18 protein-coding genes are annotated in these 26182 nt (G+C 46.7%); 16 read left to right on the top strand and 2 right to left on the bottom strand.

The features are described 5' to 3' along the window. Positions 1-19: 19 nt before the first annotated feature. The 14 genes from H583_RS0124570 (at position 20) to ltrA (ending at position 22751) form a co-directional block, all read left to right on the top strand. Positions 20-1528 carry an alpha/beta hydrolase family protein gene (locus H583_RS0124570; RefSeq protein WP_028562804.1) on the top strand — a complete coding sequence of 503 codons (1509 nt, stop codon included), beginning with the start codon at positions 20-22 and terminating at the stop codon, positions 1526-1528. 88 nt (positions 1529-1616) lie between these two features. Further along, positions 1617-2303 carry an ABC transporter permease gene (locus H583_RS0124565; protein WP_036710924.1) on the top strand — a complete coding sequence of 229 codons (687 nt, stop codon included), beginning with the start codon at positions 1617-1619 and terminating at the stop codon, positions 2301-2303. Between the two features lie 436 nt (positions 2304-2739). Beyond that, a complete protein-coding gene (locus tag H583_RS35645) occupies positions 2740-3696 on the top strand; it encodes a stalk domain-containing protein (RefSeq protein WP_028562802.1) in 957 nt (318 codons plus the stop codon). Positions 3697-4414: 718 nt separating this feature from the next. Next, positions 4415-9937 (top strand): glycoside hydrolase family 78 protein, encoded by a 5523-nt coding sequence (locus H583_RS0124550; protein ID WP_154665981.1) that lies wholly within the window; start codon positions 4415-4417, stop codon positions 9935-9937. A gap of 54 nt (positions 9938-9991) precedes the next feature. Beyond that, the gene (locus tag H583_RS0124545; RefSeq protein ID WP_036710922.1) at positions 9992-10645 is read left to right on the top strand and encodes a GntR family transcriptional regulator; all 654 of its coding nucleotides are present in this window, start codon (positions 9992-9994) and stop codon (positions 10643-10645) included. A 175-nt stretch (positions 10646-10820) separates the two neighbouring features. Further along, a complete protein-coding gene (locus H583_RS0124540) occupies positions 10821-11918 on the top strand; it encodes a mandelate racemase/muconate lactonizing enzyme family protein (RefSeq protein ID WP_028562799.1) in 1098 nt (365 codons plus the stop codon). Positions 11919-12074: 156 nt separating this feature from the next. Then, positions 12075-12560 (top strand): CcdC protein domain-containing protein, encoded by a 486-nt coding sequence (locus H583_RS0124535; protein WP_028562798.1) that lies wholly within the window; start codon positions 12075-12077, stop codon positions 12558-12560. Between the two features lie 652 nt (positions 12561-13212). Continuing rightward, positions 13213-14451, top strand: coding sequence for a Vps62-related protein (locus H583_RS0124530; RefSeq protein WP_028562797.1), 1239 nt, complete (start codon positions 13213-13215; stop codon positions 14449-14451). 71 nt (positions 14452-14522) lie between these two features. Then, entirely contained in the window at positions 14523-16493 is a 1971-nt protein-coding gene (locus H583_RS0124525) for an ABC transporter substrate-binding protein (RefSeq protein ID WP_028562796.1), read from the top strand. A gap of 81 nt (positions 16494-16574) precedes the next feature. After that, a complete protein-coding gene (locus H583_RS0124520; protein WP_028562795.1) occupies positions 16575-17573 on the top strand; it encodes an ABC transporter permease in 999 nt (332 codons plus the stop codon). A gap of 3 nt (positions 17574-17576) precedes the next feature. Further along, positions 17577-18722 (top strand): ABC transporter permease, encoded by a 1146-nt coding sequence (locus tag H583_RS0124515; RefSeq protein ID WP_169456516.1) that lies wholly within the window; start codon positions 17577-17579, stop codon positions 18720-18722. Between the two features lie 87 nt (positions 18723-18809). After that, on the top strand, positions 18810-19838 hold the full coding sequence (locus H583_RS0124510) for an ABC transporter ATP-binding protein (protein WP_051236950.1): 1029 nt from the start codon (positions 18810-18812) through the stop codon (positions 19836-19838). Between the two features lie 5 nt (positions 19839-19843). Continuing rightward, complete coding sequence (locus H583_RS0124505) at positions 19844-20872, top strand: ABC transporter ATP-binding protein (RefSeq protein ID WP_028562792.1); 1029 nt, start codon at positions 19844-19846, stop codon at positions 20870-20872. Between the two features lie 487 nt (positions 20873-21359). Further along, a complete protein-coding gene (gene ltrA, locus H583_RS0124500; RefSeq protein ID WP_028562791.1) occupies positions 21360-22751 on the top strand; it encodes a group II intron reverse transcriptase/maturase in 1392 nt (463 codons plus the stop codon). 96 nt (positions 22752-22847) lie between these two features. Here the strand turns inward: ltrA and H583_RS0124495 are convergent, their stop codons facing one another. Both H583_RS0124495 and H583_RS0124490 read right to left on the bottom strand, forming a co-directional pair. After that, positions 22848-23297: a GNAT family N-acetyltransferase gene (locus tag H583_RS0124495; RefSeq protein ID WP_051236948.1), complete on the bottom strand. Its 450-nt coding sequence runs from the start codon at positions 23295-23297 to the stop codon at positions 22848-22850. Between the two features lie 86 nt (positions 23298-23383). Next, positions 23384-24064: a hypothetical protein gene (locus tag H583_RS0124490; protein WP_051236946.1), complete on the bottom strand. Its 681-nt coding sequence runs from the start codon at positions 24062-24064 to the stop codon at positions 23384-23386. Between the two features lie 201 nt (positions 24065-24265). Here H583_RS0124490 and H583_RS0124485 point away from each other — a divergent pair, with 201 nt between their 5' ends. Then, positions 24266-25360: a LacI family DNA-binding transcriptional regulator gene (locus H583_RS0124485; protein WP_342663558.1), complete on the top strand. Its 1095-nt coding sequence runs from the start codon at positions 24266-24268 to the stop codon at positions 25358-25360. Positions 25361-25628: 268 nt separating this feature from the next. Then, positions 25629-26072, top strand: coding sequence for an OsmC family protein (locus H583_RS0124480; RefSeq protein WP_028562787.1), 444 nt, complete (start codon positions 25629-25631; stop codon positions 26070-26072). Positions 26073-26182: the final 110 nt, after the last annotated feature.

The following is a 26182-nucleotide window of genomic DNA, read 5'->3' as shown; positions in this document are numbered from 1 at the left end:
ACAAGGAGGGAAGGGAAGTATGAGATTTTGGGAAGTCGTTGTGTTGGTTGTTAATTTTGGATTTTTGTACTGGGCGCTTATATCAGGGAGGAAAACACTGGAGGACTGGAGAATGATATGGCCTGCCGCGGTAGCCTGGCTGCTCGTAATCATACAGGTTGCAGTTGAAGGTGCACGCTGGCAAATGCTGCCCGCCTACCTGACTCCGCTTATTTTGACGCTTTATTATTTCATTGGAGGCACCAGGAAGAAGACGCGCAAGAAAATCGTTGTTGCCGGCCAAATCGTGCTGCTTACCGTGTACGTGGTCATTTCAGTGCTGCCCGTGTATTATTTTCCTGTGTTTTCTCTGAAAAAACCTACGGGGCCTTTTGCAGTGGGAACGACCACTTATCATTGGGTAGATGAGCAGCGTGGCGAACCGAACACGGAAGATCCCAATGACCATAGAGAGCTGATGGTTCAGATATGGTATCCGGCGGCAGATGTACAGGGAGTGAAGCCTGCCAGCTATATCCCCGGCAACTCGCCAGAAGTGAGGGCGAGCATTGCCAAATGGCTTGGACTGCCGGCTATCAGCATCAGTCATTTGGGACAAATTCGTACCCATTCGTACGTCGATGTGGCGCTTTCTGATGCAGAGAAGGAATATCCTGTGTTAATATTTTCCCATGGCATGGGCGGATTCCGGACGCAAAATATGTTTCAGGTTGAAGAGTTGGCGAGCCATGGCTATATTGTAGTTGGTATCGATCATCCTTATGATGCTGCAATAACTGTCTTTCCAGACGGCAGAATTATTCAGCAAAATCCAACCCCCGTTTTTAGCAACGCTGAAAATGATCAACATATTATGCTCTGGGCGGACGATGCTTCATTTGTACTGGATAAGGTTGCCGAGCTTGAGAGCAATGATCCGCAGGGACGACTGACCGGGAGAGTGGATCTCGGGCGCATCGGCATGTTCGGTCACTCTTATGGGGGTGCTCTGGCTTATCAAATGCTGATGCAGGATTCGCGCATTAAGGCTGCAATGGATATGGACGGGGCATTATTCGGAGAGTATGCTTCGGAACAAGCAGAAGCAAAAGCGAAAACTAAAGTAATGGATAACAGGCCGGTAGAAGCCAAGCCATTTTTCTTGATGATTGCGAAGGAAACGCTGGATATGGACAAATTTAAGGAAGGGCTGGATGAAGTCCCGCCAGAGCAGGTAAAAGAGATGACAGGTTTAACCCCGGGTGAGCTGGAACGAGACTTTGATGGGATTTTGCAAAGATTCCGTGACTCTATGAAAGGCGGGGGCTTGTCACTGTCTATCCCTCAAGCTTCACATATCAGTTTTAGCGATCTCACACTATATTCACCGTTGTTAAGGGCACGCGGCGAGGATGCCGCAGTCAACCATCGCATGGTCAATGCTTTTAGCCTGGCTTTTTTCAACCAGCATTTGCGGGGAATGGATGAGCAGGCGCTAACCAGATTAAGTGAGCAGTATAAGGACGTAACGTTTACGATAAATAAATAACAAAGCGGGATGCCCGGCGGCTATGCCGGGTATTTCCGGGTCCATGTGGGAGATGAATCCAACAGTTAGCAGCAATGGAGGGACTGGAGTGAAGCAGTTCATTAGGCTGGAATTGAAAAAAATCCGTCTTCGTACTTATCTGTCGGGCGCATTGCTTGCGAATGCCTTAATTGGATTACTGTGGCTTGCAGGTACAACAGCCGCCCAGCAGACAGATTATCCGATAACATATGAAGCGCTGTTTATCGCTGTGGGGCAGACTTCGAGAATTGTATTTATGATTTTCGCGGCTGTTCTGATGGTACCTATGTTCATCGGTGAGTATAAAAGCAAGACAATAACCCTGATGTTCTCGTATCCGATCAGCCGCAGGAAGCTGTTTGCTGCTAAGCTGGTAATTGTTTTGGGCATGACGTTTACTCTGCTGGTGGCAACCAATCTATTTTTTGATGCGGTTTTTTATGTTGTAAATGAATATTTTTATTTTGTAAATAAGCCACTAAGCCATGAGCAGATGGTGCAGGAGGTATGGCTTGTTTTGGGCCAGGGACTTGCCGTGACGTTTATGACTCTGATTCCCCTTTACTTGGGGATGCTGAGACGGTCATCTGTTACTCTTATGATTTCAGCTGTGGTTATGGCACTGATAATCAATGCAACTAACGATGACTTGATCCTAAGCACGGTTCTAACAGTTAATATTTTTATGGCTTTGGCGGGGGTAGCTTGCATGTGGCGGCTGCTGTATGTGGTGGAGTATAAGGATGCGGTGTAGGAAAAGGGTATGGAGAAATTTAATAGATGATGGTTGGAAGTTGAATATTCAGGATATTAGTGAAATACTAGAATTGGTTGATGATGAGGAAGGGTAGGGGAGTAGTGAGAACCTGTCGGTCTGATAGGTGACAATTGGCTCAATTTGAAATTAAATTGGTCTGTGTCAAGGGATGAAGTAAGTCTGCAGATTCAAAAGTGTTAGTTTTTTTATAGGTGTTTAGTCATGTGTTGAGTAGCAGAATTATGGGATTAGTCATTTAAAATTGAAATTAATGGTTGAATTTATAGATATACTCTTTTATACTGGGAAATAGGATAAGCAACAAATAAGTCGGAAGCACCGGCCACAAGGAAATCCCTTGTTCGGCCTGTGCTTTTTTATTGAGCAATTTTCTCTTGGTAAAATTTACTTTATACATAAAGGGGATCATGTAATGATGAAGAAAGTAATGGCGGCTATGGTAGTAGGAGCAGTGTTATTGGGTGCAGGCGGGGGAGCTGCGCCGAAGGCAGAGGCGGCGGTGTTGGTTGGTGGAGTTTCAGATAAAAAAGGTGTAAAGACATTTAAAACGGATGTTTCCCTTGAAGTTTTATATGACGGTCGGCGCATTCAATTTGATGTTAAACCGAAGATAATAGACGGCAGTGTTCTGGTCCCGATTCGTTTTGTTGCAGAGAAAATGGGCGGTAAGTTAGAAGTGAAGCTTAAAGATATTACGATTACCAAAAATGATAAAGTAATAAAGCTTACTATGGAGTCCAAGAATGCCTCTTTCAATGGGAAGTCGGTTACCTTGGCACAGCCAGCTATTGTTGATAGAGGACGTACACTGGTTCCTTTGCGAGCAATTAGTGAGGGGTTAGGCGTTAATGTGGAATGGGACCATCCAAATCAGTATGTTTGGATTGGCAGTAAGGATGTTCCGAAGATAGAGGATGTTATTAAGCCAGTGGATGCGAAGCCTTATTTGAAGTATTATCCGAAGGATAGTTCTATTTTTACGATATTTAGTCCAGATCCTGAGTTGAATGGTAAAAAGAAAACAACAATACGAGTGGCCAGGGAGAGTGATTTTCCTTTATTAATAGGTAATGGAATAATTGTTTATAGAATAGATAAATCAGTAGGCACTGATAAGAAAGACTATATTCGTTTTTCATCAAATAGTAAGGGAACTATGGGCAATGCTTTATTTTTAATGAATAGTGATTCTTCTCCTCGTTTGCAGAGCCCATATACAAAGGAATCAGTATTGAACTCTGTGACTTTAGAATATTTTCCAGTGGACTACTACGCTGATAAGGATACAACATGGCTGAAAGATATAGAATATATTGGAATTAGTCTGACTTCGGAATCTCTAATTGCAGTAAAAAGTGATTGGAGGTAACCCGTAGGTGAAACATAAATTAAAGGGATTATCATTGGTACTTCTTTTTACTTTAATTTTAGAACTATTGCTTCCCTTTATACTATTAGTTGATAACTTTAGGGTGGCAAATGCTAACCCAGACTTTGGAAATGCATCGATACAACCTTACCCTATAAATAACAAACGTTATGCTGTAGGATTTATGTACTATGAAGCTTGGAGTAATACAAAAGGACAATTTACGAACATCGGACCAGGTGATACAGTACCGTCTGATTTACTTTATCATACCTATGACTTTTCGTTTCCTGGTCGTACTGTAACGGATGTGAAAGTATATAAATTCAATACTTTCAATAGTAATCACATATTCTATTTCAATAAATCTAGAATTAATCAAGATTATGGTGCGTATGCGGATTTTCTCTCTAAATCGGTAAATGACCCTGCCCTATCAAATAAATCCGGTATCGGTACAAGTAATATCACTTTTAAGGTGAATCTATCTGGAGAGCTCACTTCTGACCGACATCAAGACATGACAGGTAGTGAATATTGTAATCAGGATGTAATAGTAAATGGTAAAATTCAAAAACGATGTGCTCCAGGAGCCAAGGTTTACCGCTACTATTTTCCGGTTGTCTTTGAGTTTCATCTCAATGGTCAAATGATTACTCAGCATTATACAACTAACGGGCAAAGTTTGACTTCTGTCTTTCCGACAGAAACTAAAGATATGGTGATTGGAAAACTGTACGAAGAAAAGCCTTTAACTCACAAAGAGTATAAATATGAGGGCTACAAAGAAAGTAATGATGGAATTCCGGGCGGTGATGTGAAAAAGGGAACTCCGAATATTTACTATAATGGATCTTATGACACACATCGAATCAACTTCTATTACAGTAAGATTGAAGATGAAAAGCCGCCTGGCAACGCTGCTGGAATAATCAAAATCCGCCACATGGTCCGCACAAGCGGAGCAGGCAGCTACACATTGGCTGGAGAAAATTCGGAAGCCGTAAGCAAACTTCCAGCTACCAAGACGATACAACCTGATATCAGTACATATGGAACTTTTCAGGGGTTCAACGTCGACTATTCATCCTATAAGAACACAGTAAATAGCGGCAGTTTTGCGTCCGTAAGCCTAACGACGGCTAATAAGACGGTGTATGTGTCTTTCTTTTATGAAAAAACCAATAATTCAGGTAAGTATAATGCGGATTTTTATATCAATCCGGGAACGATTGAGTTTAGGGAGACCTTTAATCTTATACCGCAAATCTCAGTCAGCGGGTGCACCTATTATTCGCATCGATACCGAATTGTCCGCGGCAGCAGCAGTGTGGTCACAAATCCGGTAACAGACATTAGTACGACCTCAACATTTGCTTATGACAAGTATCCATGGCTGATTGCAGCAGGGACGCATCAAGTATACATTGAAGTGACGACGAGCTGCGGCACATCGGATTGGGTCGGGCCGAAGCCGCTTGTTGTAACCAGTCCGAAAAATAATCGTCCTCCGATATTCCAGATCGGATTTGTATATCCATGGGCACCGACGCTTCCTTTGCAAGAGGTTCTTGAAGGGGAAGTTCTGGATATGATCTATATTTATGATCCTAGCGTTCCAACTCCGTATGATCCGGATGGAGACGAGTATTTCTTTGAAGGGTTTGATTTTGACACAACCAGCAGCTCGTTCCTGAAGACAATTCCTACAGTGTACAAGGACAATTTGCATATAGATGGCTACCACGGCATTACTATGGGAAATCCGGGTATACATGCTATTTCAGCAACCATGAGAGATGTTTTTGGAGCATCGTCAAGAGCTTCGACCAGCATCCGGGTTGTCCCTAAAAATCCGATCCCGCGCATTGTTGCGCCGTCGGAAGTCATTGTCAATCGTCCGTTAAAGCTGAATGCCATTCATGGGCAAGGCAGTACAGCAGCACTGAACAAAACGATTCGGAATTATCATTGGACGAACAAGCAGGACAAGTACACCCGGTTAGGGACAGAAATCGTCGAGCTGGAGGTCACGGATAGCGCAGGTATCCGCAGCTTGCTAAAAGACAAAGCAACAGCAGCCATAAACGTTGTGCCGGACAAGCCGCCGGTTGCAAAATTGGAAATCCCCCAGCGGATATTACGCGGCCCAATTGATATTCTTAATAAGTCCTATAGTCCGGACAATGATGAGATTATTCGCAGCGAACTCACCATCTGGTACGATGCGGATAACAGCGGCAAATTCAATAAGGAACCAGCAAGAATGACCAATCTTCAGCTTAAAGGAACGTATAAGTTTAATCCGGTAAAAGTAGGGCGGTACCGGTTCCAAATAGAAGTTGAGGAGGATTGGGGATTAAAAGACAAGACTACATATGAGATTGAAGTCGTTAACGAAGCACCGCAAACTTCTTTCTCCCTGACCAGTGACAGTCCTGAGCCGCCGGAGTTTGATATTTTTAACATTAATCCTGCTGCTGTCCTGTTTAAAAATGATTGGGTTGGCTCGACCATATTTAAGGGAACTGCAGATAAGCTGAACGAAATTTACCTGAGCTATGATGTGAAGACAGACAGCATCGTAAACAGATATGGAAAGTCGCCTTATAAAGCTCCGCCAGCAGGAGCAGAAATAAAAGGGGAAACCAGGCAAATCTCTTGGCTGGCGTATACAGGTACACAATTTAAACTTCCATTCACCTTGCATAAAGGGCCGGTAGGATCAACAAAGCCTATGTATGGTGTTTTCGGAAAAGTGACCTATAAGCAAATCAATGCAAATTATAATTTTACCCAGACCTATGGACAATGGAAAGATGTTGAAACGTACGATTCATTTTACCCGGTCATGGATGCATGGGGTGGCACGTATCAAATTGCGTGCAAATACTACCGGGAAGATAGTGATAACCACTATTGGATGTGTTCTCTGCAAAGAACTGATATAGACGGAAAAGTATCTTGGACGTATGAAACTGTGAAAGTTCGCACAGACAGCAGCTCAGAAATTCCGTTTAAAGTCAATTATCCGTATTACTCCAGTCAATATGCGGCTGGTGTTGAGTTCAGCGAAGACATGAAATATATCGGATTTTACGAACGGGCCGTTAACGGAAATCCATCCTTAAAATGGTACGATATTAAAACGTTAAAACCGTATACAGGTTCACCTCTCAAAACAGCGGTTATACGAACCAACAGGGAGGATGACCTGGAAATAACGAACCTCCCCAATGACAAAAAAATAGAAAAGCTAGTAATTTACGAAGATTCCGAAGTCGTTGTAAAAAAGGTTTATATCCGGGAGAAATATGAGTGGTATTCCGGCGGAAATACAACGACTGTATCTGAAATGCTGGAATCTCAAAACAAATGGACGGGAACAACGAAAACTTATACGGTCTATTCAAATAAGGAAAGAAGCGATCGGTGGTCATCCAGCTCAAGCGGGTGCAGTGTGCGATCTGGAGGCTCTGACTGGTCAAAGTATGACCGTTACGATGTTTTTTATGCGACCTCACAGGATGGCATAACTTATATTATCGACTCGTTTAATAAGATTCACGTTATCGATAAATTCGGACAGCTCATTAAAAGTGTCTATACATTTAATAAATATCCTACGGCTTATATGAATTGTAGTTCAGGAGACAGGGATGAGCTGGAGTTTAGTGTGAAAAAATACGGCTTCGGCGCTGACGGCGAGTTTTACGCTCTTTTTGAGGAAAAATACACGGAACTGCGCTGGAGATGGGAAGGCAATGCAACGTATGCGTATAATACCCCAAGCTCGTATGTAAAAGAAACATTGTTCAGCAGCAAAGGCATCGTGGAGGCGAGTCCAAATGAGGATGAGTTGGGACAAGTGCTTAAAAAGCATACTTCAATCGCTGATTCGGATTTCACCTTTGAATTTCAGCAGTCATTGGCTGTCAGCACACACCCGTCCGGATTTGCCTTCCGCGCCCAAGATAACAAGAACATGTACAGGCTGGAGCTTTACAATAATAAAGCTGAGCTGGTCAAACTGGTAAACGGGAAGCGGACTTCCCTGGGGGCCGCAACGATTAGCGTAAGCGGCGAACAGTTTCTGCATCTAAAGGTGTCTGTTCGACGGGATAAAATTAAAATTCGTTCTCAAGGATTGCCGTTATTTGATGTGACGGACAAGACTTTCAAGGAAGGCAGCTATGGCTATTTCTTTAATGCGCCGGGAACCAAATTCCGCAATCTGCAGGTGTCTGTTCTCATTATCGATCCGAATAAAATAGATGATGTTGGTCTTGTGGGAGAGGAACTGACTTACACAACCTTGTTTGAAGATGCAGAAAATGATGATCAAGTGCCGGAACTGGATGAATGGATTTATGTTCATAGCCAGCCAAACAAGTTTCTGGACGCCAAAGACGGATTATCGGGCCGTTCCCGATATCATGAGAAAATATTGAATGAACCGTTGGCCCAACTGGATAAAGTCGGACAGTACACCATTACGTATTCAGGTGTCGATGATCCGACGCCTTCCGGGTACAAGTATCCGAAATCGGATGCCTTTGCTTCCTATATGCAAAGATCTGATCCGTACACGAAGACGGTCATCATCCATAGAAAGCCGATAGCGAAATTTACGATTAAACAAGATGACAATTATGTATTGAGCTACACCGATGCTAGCTATGACCCGGACCGCTGGCTCCCTGGGGGAACCTGCTCCAAGGAAGCAACGGGTATTGATTACTGCAAGACGAGGGGAGTTACCCAGTATAAATGGGCGTACAGCGATCCGGATGGCAAAAGTGTAAATGGTCAGCTCCGAAGGCCAACGAAGAAAGGGCTTTATACCATTCGTCTGTCTGTAAAAGACGAGTATGGCGCATGGTCGGACTGGTATGAGCAGGAAATATGGCTGGAGGCACCGCTGCCGAATACGCCGCCTGTGCCGGGCTTTACGACGACACCGATTACAACCTACCGGAATACAGATATGCTTATTGAATCGTCCGCCTACGATTTGGAGGACGGAGACCGCGAGAGTATCGAGCACGGCTGGTATATTAAAAATGTAACGACCGATGGACCGGAAACCTACCAAAGTAATTCACGGACGGAATGGATCAAAAGCTTCAACACGATCGGTACATTTGCCATTCGTCAGGTTGTAAAGGACTCCGGTGGCTTGACCGCCGAGCTGACCAAGCAGGTGTACATCGTCAACCGGAAGCCAAGAGCCGAAATTCAGGTTCCTGAAAGCTCAGATCAAAGCAAGCCAACCAGATTTGATGTCCTGCGCCCGACATTTGAATGGATATTCAAGGATGCAGACCAAATCGACAGACAGGCACAATATCAGGTCCGGATTTATAGGTACGGAGGATATCTCCAGCTTGATTCCGGAGAGCGGAATGGCAATGTCTTCAAATGGACAACGCCTTCCGATTTACCGGAAAAAGTAAACATGTATGTTCAAGTCCGGGTACATGATGGCATCGAGTGGGGCGACTGGAGTGACCGGAAGTTCTTCTTTATTGAAACAAACCGTCCACCGGTTGCTGATTTTACTTGCACGCCTAATCCGGGATATGAAGGGGATACTATCGTCTGTACTAATCGTTCATTGGACCCTGATGGGGACGCGATGACGTATCAGTGGAGCGTATCCGGGCCAGGAGGTTACAGCAGTTCATATGAGACGGAACATATCTCAATCCCGGGCAGTGTGACAGAGAACCGGGCAGGGACCTATATCATCCGGCTTCGCGCTGTAGACAGTAAAGGGGAGCCAAATGAGCAGGATGCTGTCAAAACGGTTCAGCTATTGCCTTTGTCGTTGACCGCACAAGTGTTACATACTCCTGAATGGGAGGCTCGCCGGGTCAAATGGAACGAGTCCAATCCGAACTCTCAGCGTCCTGCAGATGTATTCTGGGCCGGTGAAGGGTTTGTGCTTCAGGCTGTTCCTACAGCTGCCTCATCCTCCGGTGGCAGCTTAACAGCAGCTAGCAGTATACAAGCGGAAGTAGCCCGAATCGGCAGCGCGAATTTGAGCAGGCAGTCATCGGTCTGGAAGGGCTACCTGGGTGAAAAGGAAGCAAGCGTCAAGCTGGAGGAGCTAAAGGATGGCAGCTATAATTTCCTCTATACGGTTACTTACAGCAATGGTGTCAAGAAAACAGCATCGGTAACCATCCGTATCGCCAATAGCTGGACTGAAGTCATTCAGATACATCGCAGATACTAATAATGAATCATGGATGATATAATAAAGGGAAGTCTAAAAATAGGGTGGAGCTTTATGGAAAAGAAACCATTAGGCCGTTATGTGCTTACGGATGAACTGTATGCCTTATTAAAGCGGCAGATTCTTTCGCACGAGATGACGGCGGGTGATAAGATCAACATTGATAAGCTGGCTCGTGATCTAGGTGTCAGCAATATTCCGATTCGGGAAGCACTGTTCAAGCTGTCTTCGGAAGGCTTCGTGACCGTAGTTCCCTTCAAAGGGATGTTCGTTGCGGAGATGAACCTGCGTGATATTGATGAAATATTCGAGATTCGCAGCTCCCTGGAGGAACTGGCGATTCGCAAGGCAATCCCCTATTTGCCAAAGGCAAAGCTTCAGCAGATTCTGAATGAGCTTTCTACTGGATCAGACACTCCCGCTCAGAATGGTGAAGAGGGGCGTATTCTGAAAATGAATGAAGGGCTGCATGGCACAATACTGGCTTATGCCAATAATGAAAACTTGCAGCGGACGGTCACATCGTTAATTGAACGCATTTACCGGTATTTGAATCTGCTTCACTACAAAATTGAAATCAACGCGGAAAAAGTGGAGCATGAAGCGATTCTGCATGCTTTGCTTGAAGAGAATACGGGTAATGCCATAGATGCTATGCGGGTACATTTGAAGAATGCTCATAAAAGGGTGCGCGAACATTTTAAATAGGGTTCGCGCACCCTCTTTACATTATAAATCATGTATGATACTTTAATAATCGTACACGATTTATTTTATACAAATTAAAATTTCCAAAAAATCAGAGCAATCGCCTTTATTCCCGGATTCTTCTGATATGCATTGTAATTGAAATTATTCATCTATTTTAAGGAGGACTTTTCTTATGAAAATTACTAAAGCAAACAGCTTTATTTTGCATGTCCCGATTACACCGCCAATTACGGATGCAATCAATATTGCCACACATTGGGGAGTAACAGGAATCCGCATTGAAACGGATGAAGGGATTACCGGCTATGGATATACAGGTACCTGTGCCAAAGGTGACGAGATGATCGCCGAAACGATCGACCGCTATTATGCACCGGCCTTGATTGGCAAAGACCCGTTTATGGTGAAGCAAATTTGGGATGAGCTGCGCTTTGGCCCAATGCACTGGATCGGCCGGGCAGGAGTAACCCATATGGCATTGGCGGCTGTAGATATTGCTTTATGGGATATTATGTCCAAGTCTGCTGAAAAGCCGCTTTGGCAATATCTTGGCGGCCACAAGCCGGAGAAGATCAAAGCTTATAATACGAATGGCGGCTGGCTCAACTGGAGCAAAGAGCGGCTGATTGAAGATATGAGCGCCATTCTGGATCAGGGCTTTACTGCTGTTAAAATGAAAGTCGGCAAGCCGGACCCGCGTGAAGACTTTGACCGTGTGCAGGCTGTGCGCAAGGCAATCGGAGATGATGTCGGGCTGATGATTGATGTGAATCAGCAATGGAACATTACGACAGCGATGACATGGGGCAAAAAGCTTGAGCAGTTCGACCTCATTTGGCTGGAGGAGCCGCTGAATCCGGATGATATTGCCAACCACCGCAAGCTTGCAGATGAGCTGAATGTTCCGATCGCGTTAGGCGAGCACGTCTACAATAAATATGCCTTCCGTGATTACATCGCCCAGGGCGCTGTAGAATATGTCCAAGTGGATGTAACGCGGGTAGGGGGGGTTACGGAATGGATGCAAATCGCCGGACTTGCTGCTGCATATGATCTCCCGGTATGTCCGCATGTAGGGGATATGGGGCAAATTCACCAGCATCTCGTAGCAGCTACCCCGGGGGCCATCATGCTGGAGTATATTCCGTGGATTCGCCATATTTTTGAGGAACCGGCGACAGTGAAAGATGGCTATTATGTATTGCCTCAGCAGCCGGGAGCTTCAACAACGATTATCCCGCGCTACTTTGATGAATACAGGGTAAAATAATTGAACAGAAGAAGAATCGGCGGTAACCAACCGCCGGTTCTTTTTTTTGCCAGCAATATGACCAATGTCATATCGATCCAGTTACTTTATTCACTGCCCGCGGCGGCTGATTTGCGGGATACTGGGAATATAAATTTTCAAGGGAGTGCTGCCATAATGAACCCGACAATTTCTCTGATTATTTCCGGTCTGATTTTTATTCTGATTATCCGTGGCCAATTCCGGGGAATGAACAAGCCGCTGGGTAAATCGGGAATTACACTGCTTTTACCGATTCTCTATATTTCCACTTCTTTAACCCAACTGCTTGACCCGAGGCTGGCGATAACGGGCAGTCAGGTCGTAATCGCTGTTCTGATTGGCGTTGCAGTATCCATTCCGCTTATTTTTACAACTAGTTTTGAAGCACGCGGGGATGGGAAAGTGTACATTAAACGCAATAATGCCGTCTTTGTCATTCTTGTAATTGTGTTCGGGTTGCGGTTCTTGCTGCTGGAAACTATTCATTCCATTGATCCTGGCACATTAGGGTTTGTATTCAACCTGGTGACGTTAAGTTATATTGCAATTTGGAGAAGTGTAAGTTTTGTAAAATTTCGCAGTGTCGGAAAAAGTAAAATGAAACGTTATCAACAAATTTAACCTGGACAAAACCATTGCTTTGGATCCTCATCCGAAGTGATGGTTTTTTTAGTAAACCGCTTACCCACAAACGTTTTTTTCTTCTGGAAATGTTCAATAATCTATTAGTTTTCACCTGAAAAACTGTCTTCCTTTATCTCCTTTCAGAACCATATTTCTCTTATACAATTGCTCTAAATTTTGACATAGCTTTAACAACCACAACCATTACTTCTGACAAACAAGCGATATAATTCGGGTTAGCTTGATTCCGGCTGATCTATTTTTTACATTTCTATTCATTTGGCAAGAGCCGGCTGCAGCTTGTCCGGAGCGGAAATTCGCGGGACACTCACATTACATAAGACGAAGCCCACAGAAACGTTAGATGTGAGAGCAGCATATGAAGGGGATGCAAAATAAACGGCAGCAAATGCAATGATGTACACAATGCTGCAAGCCAGGAGGAATCGGGCAGCTGTGCGCGCATGATTTTCTAAATTTAGTCAGAATTGATAGAAGGAAGTTGATGAGACTAATTTTTTAAATTTCAATGCGTCAAGCAGCAATTGATTTTACGGAAATGGGGGGGATGAGGTGATCAGAGGGAACGCGATATGCAGAAGAAGCCTTTGTTCAGATGAAAAAAATAGGGTTGGAGGAGATTAGCTAAATGAGAAAAACGTTCAAACTTGCGGTTTTGACTGTTCTTTTTTCAGCGCTGATTAGTTCTAATGTTGCAGTAAAGCCTGACTATGCAAATGCGGCGGGTCATCTCCCGGTAACGGTATATGACAACGCCCCGTATGGCGGAGCCTCACAGGAGTTTGATGTGGGTAGTTACAATGTGGACGATTTGAAAAAGGGCGTGGGCAATGACAAGATTTCCTCGCTCCGTGTAGCACCAGGCTATAAAGTAACGTTGTACAAAGACTATAACTTCTCTGGCGCGTCAAAGGTATTTACGGCAGATGCGATCTATGTGGGTGCGGACTTCAACGATGTGACCTCAAGTCTTGTCGTTGAAAAAATTTCTCCACTGGATTCTACCAGCGTCGCAGTTCCGAACAATTCATACGATTCACAATCCAAGCGTCAACTGCTGCAAACCTTCGCACCAAGAATCTGGTTTGCTCAAGGCGAAGTGTATTTCCCGGCCTCTGTCGAATATACCTTCCCCTATGTAGACCGTTACTTGAACAGCAGCTCAGGCCAATACGAATTCAAGACGAAGACGGATCTTAATCCTTACGATCTCAAGCTTCCTTACTTTAAGGGAGATCTGGCGAATGCACCGATCTATGCGTTCTGGGTGGAGAAAGAGTACAACAATGTCGATCTTGTTTACTTCCAATTTTCCCCGTACGATCTTGGCAAAACGGTGTTTGGTACTGAAGTCGGCAGCCACGTAGGCGACTGGGAACGCGTGACCGTAAGATTGGCCAAATTCGTTGATAACAACACGAACTATCTGAAGCCGGTTCAGGTTCTCTATGGTGCCCACTCCTTCTCAACCGTCTACAGATGGGATGAAGTGGAGAAAATTAACGGCACACATCCGGTTGCTCACTCCGCTTTCGGGTCCCATGGGATGTGGAAGGATGAAGGCACACACGTATACAAAGATCTGGTCGTTGTCAAATTGACAGACGTAACAAACAAGGGGACAGCATGGGATACCTGGAACAATATCCAGGCATTCGAATACTACCCATACCAATCGACCGGAACCGGACTTGGAAACCCTTGGCCGTCATGGTTGAACAAAGATTACACGAATCCAAATAGCTGGGCAGTAGCCCGCTTCGGCAATCCGGCTCAAGGCTCCTACTTTGGACAACCGCTTCTCGCTGGCGGACCAAACGGACCACAGGAAAAAGGCGCATTGACAGACGGAACTGCACTGGATTAAGCGGTTTACCAAACAAAGCTTCAAACCACAAGAATCATATAATTCTTATGTAGAGAATGGGGAGTTTCAGGTTGAAGAACAAAATAATTCTCATGAGTCTCAGCTTGCTGATTACGATGTCTGCTTTGACAGGATGCTTTGCAGGCAATGCCAAAAATACAGCCAACACAGCGAACACCAAGACAAACACAGCCACGGCCACCAACACGGTTCAGAAATCGGCCGGAGGATTCGCAGAAGCGCCAATGCTTCAAGAGCTGGTTAAGGCAGGGACCATTCCTGCTGTGGAAGACCGGATGCCGGTCAAAGAAGACATCATGATCGAGCCGACTTTTGAGAGCATCGGTAAGTACGGCGGTGATTGGCGCAATCCATGGAACGGTCCGGACGACAAGTGGGGAATCGAGATGATTACCGAGGAGCCGCTTTTCCGCTTCAAGCAGGACGGAACAGGCGTTGAGCCTAACGTTGCAAAAGGGTTTGATGTAAATGCAGACTCCACGGAGTATGTGATCCACCTGCGCGAAGGGATGAAATGGTCGGACGGCCAGCCTTTCACTGCTGACGATGTTATTTTCTACTGGGAGCACATGCTGATCCCTGAAACTTTCGGTAAAGCCCTGTATGATTGCTACTATTCCATAAACCCTGAAACAGGCGAGAAGGAAAGAGCGGAAATTACAAAAGTGGATGACTACGCGGTTAAAGTAGTATTCAAACATCCAAGCGTACAATTCCTTGAGCGTCTGGCGATTGACAACAAATGGTTCTTCGCGCCGGCTCACTACTACAAGACGATTCTTCCGGAGTTCATCGGCGAAGACAAAGCGCTTGAAGTAGCCAAGGAATACGGCTTCAACGACACGAAAACACTGGGTATCTGGACAGGTTACTACTACTGGCTGTATCCGCAGCGCCCAACGCTTCGTCCGTGGGTAGCGAAAAATGATGCAAACAGCGACCGTTTCGTTATGGAGCGCAACCCTTACTTCTTTAAAACAGATTCTGAAGGGCAGCAGCTTCCATACATCGACCGTATTGTACTTGATAAAATGCAAGATCCAAGCCACAAGCTACTCGGAATGCTGGCAGGAAACATCGAAGTTGGACAATTTGATTTCAAAGATTTCACAGTATTAAAAGAAAACGAGAAAAAAGGAAACTACCGCGTTCTGACCTGGAAAAGCCCGGCTTGGTCCAGCACAGGCGTACAGTTAAACCAGACAACAGAAGATCCGAAACTGCGTGCATTGTTCCAGGATATTCGTTTCCGCGAAGCATTGTCGGTTGCTGTAGACCGCAAGGAAGTTTCTGAAATTATTACGAATGGCTTGGGTGAACCTGCTCAGGCGTCTGTATCAGAAGGTTTGCCAGGTTATCAGGATGGCTGGAACAAGCAGTGGGTAGAGTATGACAAAGCCCGTGCAGAGAAACTTCTTGACGAGATTGGCCTGAAGTGGGATGCCCAGCATAAATTTAGAACGTTTGCTGATGGTTCTGATTTGTCTATCCTGATCTATCAGGAAAAAGGTGAGGATGATAAATTCATCGAGCTGCTTCGCAAATATTATCATGAAGCAGGTATTCGTACGGAACTGAAAATTGTAGATTCCGGAACCTTCTTTGATTTGAAATATGCAAACAAAGTCCCAGCTACAATTAAGAGTGTTTCCATCGTAAACGTAGCATTAAGACCGGATGAGCTTGTACCTCTGCGTGTTATTACACCATGGTTCGGCCATTATGGTTTGTACTCCTCTTCTGGAGGCAAAGAAGGTGTGAAGCCTGAAGGCGATGTAGCTCAAATCCTGGAAAATTGGGATAAAATCAAAGCCTCGACTTCCAAAGAAGAAATTGCGAAATTTAGCGATGAAATCATTAAACTGCACCAGAAGAACCAATGGATTATCGGTTACACGGCTCCTACGCCGACACTGACAGTTGTGAAAAACAACGTGAAAAACGTAGCGCCGGATCTGGTTAGCGCGGATGAATTCCGAGGCATTGGCGTTGCGCATCCAGAGCAATTCTATATTGAATAGACCAGGCGTTTACGCTGGTTGAAGCAACAATGGGGGAGTTGTCCTCCCCCATTGTTTTAATGTTATGGAGAGAGGGAACTTATGCTTAGTTACATCCTGCGAAGATTATTGTTGATGATACCGGTAGTGATGCTGATATCAATAGTTGTATTCTTTATTATTCAGCTTCCACCTGGAGATTTCATTAGTACCTATGCCGCCAAAATGGCGACTGGCGGAGAAATAATGGATGATGCAGCCATGCAGGTCATGCGTGAAGCCTATGGACTCGATCAAGCCTGGTACATGCAATATTTAAAGTGGATTTGGGGAATTGTTACCGAGGGCAATTTCGGCTACTCGCTTGCCTTTAACCGTCCGGTATCCGATATTATAGCGCAATATATGGGGCTGACATTGATCGTGTCCCTGGTTTCCATGCTGTTTACCTATGTTTTTTCGATTCCGACAGGAATCTATAGTGCGGTTAAGCAGTATTCCTTCGGTGATTATCTGATTACAGCCATCGGCTTTTTGGGCATGGCGACACCGAACTTTTTGATGGCGATTATACTGATGTATATTTCCTATGTGTATGTAGGCGACCCGATGCTGGGGATATTCTCTCCTGAATTTGTTGATCAGGCCTGGTCTTACGCCAAATTTATTGATTTTCTCAAACACATGATTATTCCTGTTATCGTCATCGGTACGGCGAGCACTTGTGACCTGATCCGGGTTATGCGGGGGCAAATGCTCGAAGAAATGGAGAAGCCGTATATGCTGACGGCCAGAGCGAAGGGGCTTTCCGAAGCGAAAATTATTATGAAATATCCGGTACGCGCTGCGATGAACCCGATTGTCAGTACGCTGGGCTGGTCGCTGACGTCCATTTTCACAGGGGCTACGATTACTGCAATTGTACTCAACTTGCCGACGCAAGGACCGGTTATGTACAATGCGCTGCTCAGTCAGGATATGTATTTGGCTGGCACATGGCTCTTGTTCATGGCTGTGTGTATCGTACTTGGAACATTGATTTCGGATATTTTGCTCGTATGGCTGGACCCTCGAATTCGTATGCAGAGAAAAGGAATGTGATCGATGAAAACGATGTTGGGCGATTTGAACAGGTGGACACAATTGTTCAGGGGGAAAAAGCAGCAGGAAACGCACTATGCGGCTTCCCACTGGCGGTTGATGATGCGCAAGCTGATGAAACACAAGCTGGCGAAAGTAAGTCTGGTTGTCATTGGTTTTATGTATGTTGTTGCTTTGTTCGGAAATTTTATTTCACCGCAGGGACTGGACAAGTATGACAGTGTGTATTTGAACAGCAGGCCGACAAGCATTCATTTTATCGATACGGACGGCAAGTTTCACTTCACACCATTCGTATATGGAATGAAATCTGAGCGTGACCCGGAGACACTCCGCAAAATGTTTGTGGAGGATACTTCGCTGAAGTACCCGATCAAGTTCTTTGTGAAGGGCGAGGAGTATAAGCTTTTTGGCTTTATTCCTTCCAGTATTCATTTATTTGGCGTTGAAGATCCGGGCCGGTTGTTCCTGTTTGGTACAGACGGCATGGGCCGGGACCTGTTCTCCCGTATTGTACTCGGAAGCCAGGTATCGCTTACGATTCCACTCGTCGGGGTCGGCATCAGCTTTGTGCTGGGACTATTTTTTGGCGGTATTTCCGGTTATTTTGGCGGAATGATTGACAGTGTAATTCAGCGTATTATTGAAATTATTCGTTCATTCCCTACACTTCCGTTATGGATGGCGCTGTCTGCGGCGATCCCGCCACGGGTGCCTATCGTACAAATGTTTCTTTATATCACAATCATCATGGCATTCATCGAATGGACGGGTCTGGCCCGGGTTGTACGAAGCAAATTCATCTCTTTGCGGAATGAGGACTATGTTATGGCGGCCAAAATCTCCGGCGTCAGCGACGCCAAGATTATTATTGTCCATCTCATTCCGGGCTTCCTCAGCTATCTGGTGGTGACGATGACACTGGCGATTCCTTCAATGATCATCGGCGAAACGGCAATGAGCTTCCTTGGTCTGGGTATCCGCTCTCCGGCAGCGAGCTGGGGCGTTCTGCTTCAGGAAGCACAGCAAATTGAAAACGTGGCTTTGTATCCGTGGAAGCTGATCCCACTCGGCTTCGTCATTATAACTGTGCTTGCGTTCAACTTCTTGGGTGATGGCCTGCGTGATGCAGCGGATCCATATAAATAAGCGGGGCTGCCGGAAAAAAATGAAATATCATGCGCGCTTGCGCTCAAGATCAGACAGTGGATTAAAATTTGGTGAGGTGCGGGTATTATGGTAGAAGCTGCGGAGACAGCAGAACAGCAAGCTCATCCCTTGCTTCGCGTTGAGGATTTAAATATTCACTTGCCTTCCGACGGCGGCCTGCTAAAGGCGGTCAGCGGGGTAAGTTTTCAAATAGCTAAAGGTAAAACTTTGGGCATTGTCGGGGAGTCCGGCTGTGGAAAAAGCATTACAGGCAAGACGCTGCTGGGCATTCAGCCCAAGCACGCTGTGACAAGCGGCTCCGTCTGGTTCGGAGATGTCGATATCGTGAAACTGAAGAAGAATGGCCGGGAAATCCGGGCGATTCGCGGCAGCAAGATCGCGATGATCTTCCAGGAGCCGATGACGGCTTTTTCACCACTTTATACGATTGGAAACCAAATTATAGAATCTATCCTGCTGCACCGTACGAGGAACAAGCAGGAAGCCAAGGGGATGGCGATCGATATTTTGCGCCGGGTCGGAATATCCAATCCCGAGAAGCGCTTTAATCAATATCCGCATGAGTTCTCCGGCGGGATGATGCAGCGGGCAATGATCGCAATGGCGCTCGCATGTGAGCCGGAAGTGCTGATTGCCGATGAGCCGACGACTGCGCTGGATGTAACGATTCAGGCCCAGGTGCTGGAACTGATGAAGCAATTGCAGCAGGAATTCGGGATGGCGATTATTTTCATTACGCATGACCTCGGGATTGTGGCGGAAATGTGTGATGAAGTTGCGGTTATGTATCTTGGGAAAGTTGTGGAGCAGGCGCCTGTAAGGGAAATTTTTCATAACCCGAAGCACCCTTACACTAGAGGGCTGCTGCGTTCCATCCCTATGATTGGAAGCCGCAAGGAGCGTCTGGAGTCAATTGAAGGGACGGTTCCAATCCCGATCAACCGGGCGCCGATGTGCGGCTTCTATGAACGGTGTAAGGACCGGATTGCTGGTGTGTGCGATGCGCAGGACGTGCCGCAGGTGCAGCTGGCAGAGAATCATAGTGTCAGATGCTTCCTCCATGGCGGGCGATCTGAAGGGGGCGTACAACCATGAAGGAAATGAAAGAAATCATTGTAGACGTACAGAATCTGGTCAAGGAGTATCCTTCGCAGGATGGCGGCGGTCTGTTCCGCAAGGCCTCGGCTCCGGTCAAGGCGTTGTCAGACGTATCTTTTGCACTGCGCAAAGGGGAGACGCTAAGCCTGGTAGGAGAGTCCGGCTGCGGCAAAACAACACTTGGCAGATGTCTGGCCAGAGGAATCGAGGCGACTTCCGGTCAAGTTAACTTCCAAACGCCGGACGGACGAAAGATTGACTTCCTGAAGGCAAAGCAGCAGGAGTTCAAAGAGGTTCGCCAGAGCATCCAGATGATTTTCCAGGACCCGTATGCTTCGCTCAATCCGCGGATGACCGTGTATGATATCATTAGCGAGCCGCTTCGGGCATTATCCGGACTGTCCAAGACCGAGATTGATGAGCGGGTTATTGAGATGGCCCGGCAGACCGGACTGAATAACAGTTTCCTGAGACGGTACCCGCATGCGTTCTCAGGCGGTCAGCGCCAGCGGATCGGGATTGCCAGAGCGCTGGTGACAAGGCCGAAAGTCGTTGTCTGTGATGAGGCTGTGTCTGCGCTGGACGTGTCGATTCAGGCGCAAATTATTAACCTGCTCAAAGATTTGCAGCGTGAATACGAGATTACGTATTTGTTCATCTCCCACGATCTGTCTGTCGTCAAGCATATTTCTGATCGCATTGCTGTCATGTATCTGGGTCGCATCATTGAACTGGCAGAGACCGAAGAATTGTTCAGACGGCCGATGCACCCTTACTCGGAGGCGCTGCTGTCGGCGGTGCCGAATCCTGATCCGGACCGGAAGGTAGAGCGGATTGTGCTTCAGGGCGAGGTGCCTAACCCGGCCAATCCGCCTTCTGGCTGCCACTTTCATCCGCGCTGCCCGCACCGCACCGAGTTGTGCGAGAAGGCTCTGCCTCCGCTGCAGGATATGGGAGGCGGACGCTTTGTGGCGTGCCATTATGCCAATGAGCTGACACTGCAGGGCGTGGAGAGTTTGGTTGCGCAGTAGATTAAAGACATATTAAAGCTACGACAAAAATGAAACAGCACAAACCGTAATTACGGTTTGTGCTGTTTTTTATAGTACGCCCAGCATGGGCGTCATCTCTAGGGTGAAAGTCCCGAACGGGGGCTGGCGAACGCCTACCGTTAGCCAAGAGCAAGGGTGTCGGCCGCGAGGTCGAATCTGAAGGAAGCTGGAGGCAAATGCACGAGCCAAGGTATACGAACTGGATTTGAGGCAGGGTTAGCCGGATGAGTCACCTATACATGACGAAATCCGAAGTCGCCAAAGGCTATCTCTGTAAACTCCAGTGGTTGCGGGCAGAAAGATGGCGTTCTTATCTGGGGAGGCCTGCGGGAAAAAAAATGCGAAGTCACTTCGTAACCGCAACCGAGAGGTTGCGCTGAACCCGCAGGAGTCAGCAGAGGCCATAGTACGGAAGTACGGGACGCCGGAAACCGGAAGGGCTGAACCGAAAGGAGAGAGGAAACCGATGCGTTCGTATGAAGAGCAAAGACAGCAGAAAATCTCGCAAGAGAGCTCGCGGCAAAGAGAAGCGGTGAAGCCGTCAGGGTATGCCGGAGCGCCGAGTTCTTCGTCGGCACAAGTCGCCCCTTCCTCTCGCGAAGCGAATAACGACTTGTTGAAGAACATGCTCAGAGGAGATAACCTCAGGCTTGCTTACAAGCGAGTGGTACAGAACGGAGGAGCGCCCGGCGTGGACAGTGTAACGGTAGCGAATCTACAAGCTTACCTGAAAACACATTGGGAGACGGTGAAGACCGAACTCCTCGCGGGAACCTACAGACCCATGCCCGTCAAACGGGTGGAAATCCCCAAACCCGGAGGCGGCGTGAGGCTGCTCGGCATCCCAACCGTGATGGACCGATTCCTCCAACAAGCCCTTCTACAAGTGATGAACCCGATCTTTGACGCGGGCTTCTCTACGTACAGCTATGGCTTTCGTCCTGGGAAGCGAGCGCATGATGCGGTTACGCAAGCCCAAAGCTACATTCAAGAAGGCTTTCGATGGGTCGTAGACATGGACTTAGCGAAGTTCTTTGACCGAGTAAACCATGACATGCTCATGGCAAGGGTAGCAAGGAAAGTGACAGACAAAGGTGTCCTGAAGCTCATCCGTGCCTATCTAAATGCAGGGGTCATGGCGAATGGCGTGTTTGAGAAAACGGGAGAAGGTACACCACAAGGCGGACCACTGAGCCCACTCTTAGCGAACATTCTGTTAGATGACCTGGACAAAGAACTAACCGAACGAGGAGTGCGATTCGTCCGCTATGCGGACGATTGTAATATTCTCGTTAAGAGTAAACGCGCAGGAGAACGCGTGATGAATTCGGTAACACGTTTCGTAGAAGGAAAGCTGAAACTGAAAGTGAATCGAGACAAGAGTGCCGTAGACCGGCCTTGGAACCGCAAGTTCTTGGGATTCAGTTTCCTAAGGGATAAGAAAGCGACGATTCGATTAGCGCCTCAAACGATCTCACGATTCAAAGAGAAGGTGCGAGAGTTGACGAACCGAACGCGATCGATGTCTATGGAGAACCGAATTACGCAGTTGAACCGCTACCTCATCGGCTGGATCGGCTATTTCCGACTCGCCTCGGCGAAAGGGCACTGCGAGAAATTCGACCAGTGGATTCGTCGCAGGTTGCGTATGTGCTTATGGAAGCAATGGAAACGGGTACGCACCCGAATTCGCGAGCTTCGAGCACTCGGCGTCCCGGAATGGGCATGTTTTGTAATGGCTAACTCCAGACGCGGAGCGTGGGAAATGTCTCGAAACACAAACAACGCCCTCCCGACCTCCTATTGGAAAGCGAAAGGGCTGAAAAGTTTGCTTTCTCGTTATTTGGATCTTTGTTAACCTTTTGGAACCGCCGTATGCGGACCCGCATGTACGGTGGTGTGAGAGGACGGAGGCTAGCCGCCTCCTCCTACTCGATCAATATGTGAAGGAAAATCAACTTCTAACCAAATAGCTGAGCACAATTTCCCCGTCTTCGATTTCCCCGGTTTCCTCGAAGCCAAGGCTTTTATACAAACGGTTGGCATTCGTATTATGGGGGATATGGTTCACTCTGATTTGCCTGCAATCCGGTTTGGATTCCAGCTTTCGGATTACTTCCCGGATGGCTGCAGAGCCGTAACCTTTTCCCTGATAACGCTCGTCAACCATAAAGCGGAGAATCCAATAATATCCGTCTTTATACATTTCATTATCAAACAACAGAAAGCCTATCATCACATCATCCAGATAAATGCCAAAAGGCCGGGAGGTCGGTTCATTAGTTGCATGAATCAAAGAATCAGCATTGGAGGCAACCAGAGTCTCCTGTTCCTTTTTCGGTTTTAGCCGGATACATTCATCTTGATTTTCATTCGTAATAGGCAGCAGAGAGATGATGGTCAAGCAAGCAGCCTCCCTTATAAATCATGATTTGTGCAACACAGTCAAAAGCTGTATGCAAATTCTTTAGCGTAGGGACATCGTTATATTTATGCCTGAATCTCCGCAACCAGCTTTCTCATGCGAACCGGAATCTCTTTGCGCAGTGCCTCCCAGGAAACGAAAGCGTCAGCAGGCCATTCGAATGGTACATAATCAAAGGTAGGCTCAAAACTAAAGGTACGAAGATGCTCTTCGGCAATCTGATCGATGTTGTCGCCATGTTTGAATTCTCCGGCGAACAAGTCAGGCTCCAGCAAGCCGCCGTCTCCGGCTTCTGTAGTGCAGCAGGATGTAACATTAGGAATGAGCAGGAACAGGTCGGCTTGAGGCGACATGGCATGCTTTCCAGGCTGGGAGTACAGTCGTGGACCGCGTCCTTCGATCAGATTGCTGCGGTCTGGCAGGACGCCGAGAAAATATCTGCCATGGAAGCTGGCTTCAACAGATACGATTTCGTCTTCATGACCGACATAAACCCACACATGCTCCAGATCATACAAATGTTGAATATCATAATCATAATATATAGCATATTCGATAACCGCTTTCACTTTTGTGCTGTCTACTTGAATGGTGCGGTCAAAGGAATCAGAACGGCGGGTTTCTTCGTAGACAGACACCCCGGCACGGATTGGAAGAAAAGGCTCAATACGGTCCAAATACAGCTGCGGAGCTAAACGGAGAACGGTTTCTTGCCAAGCACTTGGAATCGATTCGGTAAGATGCATTGATTAACCACCTTGTCATGTAAGTTTGGTTCCCAGTACAATGGTAAGCTGATATGGTAACTTCGTCAAGCTAATTCCATGCCTTTTGCCAGAGGGTGAAAGTTTGTTCGTTTTATGATGCGTGCGGACAAGATTATGTTATAATAGCAGTGGATTAACCGCTTACCCCGGAAGTGGGGAACTGAAGAGGGATGAACTGGTTTGTCAGGAGGTTTGCAGGAATTTGACCTGACTTTGGCGAATCCAGATATAACAGATTATGACAATGAAAATGAGGATAAATTGATGAAAACAACCATCTATGATATAGCACGGCTTGCCGGGGTATCCATTGCGACCGTATCGAAAGTGTTTAATGATAAAGGGAGAATCAGCGAGGAGACGAGACAGCGGGTGCTGCAAATCAGCGAGGAGCTGAATTACCAGCCGAATATGCTGGCCTCGGCATTAACGGGGAAGAAGACGTATACGATCGGACTGCTGATTCCTGACCTGGTGAACCCGTTCTTTGCCGAGCTGTCCCGCAGTGTAGAGGACCGGGCACATGAACTGGGATTCAACGTGGTGATTTGCAATACGGACAATGACTCGGATAAGGAAAGCAAGTATATTAGCCTGCTGAGGCAAAAGAGTGTCGATGGCATTATCGTAGCGACAGGCGTGCGCAATGAAGAGCCGCTCAAGGAGCTGATTGAGCAGCGTATACCAGTTGCTCTCATTGCACGGGAGATGTCCTCGCTGCCGGCGAGCTCCGTCGTCGTGGACGACTATGCCGGGGGATATAGCGCGGCGTCATATCTGATTGCCGCCGGCCATGAGCGGATAGCGCTTATCGCAGAAAATCTCGATGTAAGCAGCTCCAAAGAGCGTCTCCGCGGCTATATTCAGGCGCTGGGGGAAGCGGGACTTAGCTATGACGAAAATCTGGTCGTTGTCAGCGATTTCTCCGTGCAGGGCGGCAAGCAGACGGCGCTCAAGCTTCTGGCAATGGACAACCGTCCGACGGCAATTTTTGCGTGTAATGATATATTGGCGATCGGGGCGATCCAGGCTGCGCGGGAGCTGGGGATTGATGTGCCGGAGCAGCTTTCTGTGGTCGGCTTCGATAATACGATTCTGGCTACGATGTCTGATCCGCCAATGACGACGGTTGCACAGCCGATCCAGGAGATGGGCCATCAGGTTGTGGACCTGATTACCCAGGAGATCAACAATGAGAAGAAAGCCCGTCAGCGGGTCGTGCTGCTTCCGGAGCTAATTGTTCGCGGCTCTTCATTATCCCGTGCTGACAATTAGGTTGTGTAGTTCGTGAGCAACCGATTGACTGCTAGTTTGGTCCAAACCTGGCAAGAGGTATGTTGCTTTTAATACAAGTAGAAGTTTAAGAAAAGGTCTAAAGGCTTGACAAGTTTATGAAGCTTTTAGACCTTTTTTGTTTTTTTCTGAAAATATATGATTCTATTCAGGATTGACAGTACAATAGAATAATTTTAAAATTATAAGTAAACACAGCGAATAACTGTGTTTAAGACAATACAATTAGATACCTAGAGGAGATGCAGATATGGCAGTGAACACCTTTAAAGCATCGGCACATTTACAAGAGGGAGTTAAGGTTAAGGCGACTTCCAGACATTTTGAACTGACAATTGATGAACCGAAGAGCCTGGGGGGCACAGATACCGGCATGAACCCGGTAGAAGCGCTGTTAGCTTCACTGGGAGCATGCCAGTCCATTGTCGCCAGAGTATATGCACCCAAGTTTGATATCAAGCTGGATGATTTTCAGGTGGATGTAGAGGGTGATATTGATCTGGACGGATTTTTTGACCGGGCTCCTGTCCGCGCCGGCTACTCTGATATCCGTTACACCTTCCGCATCAAGACCGATGCACCCCGGGAGAGGGTAGAGGAGTTCGTCCGGTTTCTGGAAAGCAAGTGCCCTGTGGGAGATACCCTTGAGAATGGTGCACGTCTTCAATTAAGCAATATCATCATTGAGAATTAATCTGTCCAGGCAAGAGTCCTTAAGCAGTGAATTTATATTTACCATTATTATTAGAAGTCCGCGTAATATTTCATTTAATGGAATATTACGCAGACTTCTTTTGTATACTC

The sequence above is a fragment of the Paenibacillus pinihumi DSM 23905 = JCM 16419 genome (genome assembly GCF_000422505.1).
GTDB lineage: Bacteria > Bacillota > Bacilli > Paenibacillales > Paenibacillaceae > Paenibacillus_D > Paenibacillus_D pinihumi.
This window is presented reverse-complemented; position numbering and strand designations above follow the sequence as displayed.

Coding starts and splice junctions, on each gene's coding strand:
- H583_RS0124570 (WP_028562804.1), top strand. CDS start 20: ATGAGATTTTGGGAAGTCGTTGTGTTGGTTGTTAATTTTGGATTTTTG.
- H583_RS35645 (WP_028562802.1), top strand. CDS start 2,740: ATGATGAAGAAAGTAATGGCGGCTATGGTAGTAGGAGCAGTGTTATTG.
- H583_RS0124550 (WP_154665981.1), top strand. CDS start 4,415: ATGGTGATTGGAAAACTGTACGAAGAAAAGCCTTTAACTCACAAAGAG.
- H583_RS0124545 (WP_036710922.1), top strand. CDS start 9,992: ATGGAAAAGAAACCATTAGGCCGTTATGTGCTTACGGATGAACTGTAT.
- H583_RS0124540 (WP_028562799.1), top strand. CDS start 10,821: ATGAAAATTACTAAAGCAAACAGCTTTATTTTGCATGTCCCGATTACA.
- H583_RS0124535 (WP_028562798.1), top strand. CDS start 12,075: ATGAACCCGACAATTTCTCTGATTATTTCCGGTCTGATTTTTATTCTG.
- H583_RS0124530 (WP_028562797.1), top strand. CDS start 13,213: ATGAGAAAAACGTTCAAACTTGCGGTTTTGACTGTTCTTTTTTCAGCG.
- H583_RS0124520 (WP_028562795.1), top strand. CDS start 16,575: ATGCTTAGTTACATCCTGCGAAGATTATTGTTGATGATACCGGTAGTG.
- H583_RS0124515 (WP_169456516.1), top strand. CDS start 17,577: ATGAAAACGATGTTGGGCGATTTGAACAGGTGGACACAATTGTTCAGG.
- H583_RS0124510 (WP_051236950.1), top strand. CDS start 18,810: ATGGTAGAAGCTGCGGAGACAGCAGAACAGCAAGCTCATCCCTTGCTT.
- H583_RS0124505 (WP_028562792.1), top strand. CDS start 19,844: ATGAAAGAAATCATTGTAGACGTACAGAATCTGGTCAAGGAGTATCCT.
- ltrA (WP_028562791.1), top strand. CDS start 21,360: ATGCGTTCGTATGAAGAGCAAAGACAGCAGAAAATCTCGCAAGAGAGC.
- H583_RS0124490 (WP_051236946.1), bottom strand. CDS start 24,064: ATGCATCTTACCGAATCGATTCCAAGTGCTTGGCAAGAAACCGTTCTC.
- H583_RS0124480 (WP_028562787.1), top strand. CDS start 25,629: ATGGCAGTGAACACCTTTAAAGCATCGGCACATTTACAAGAGGGAGTT.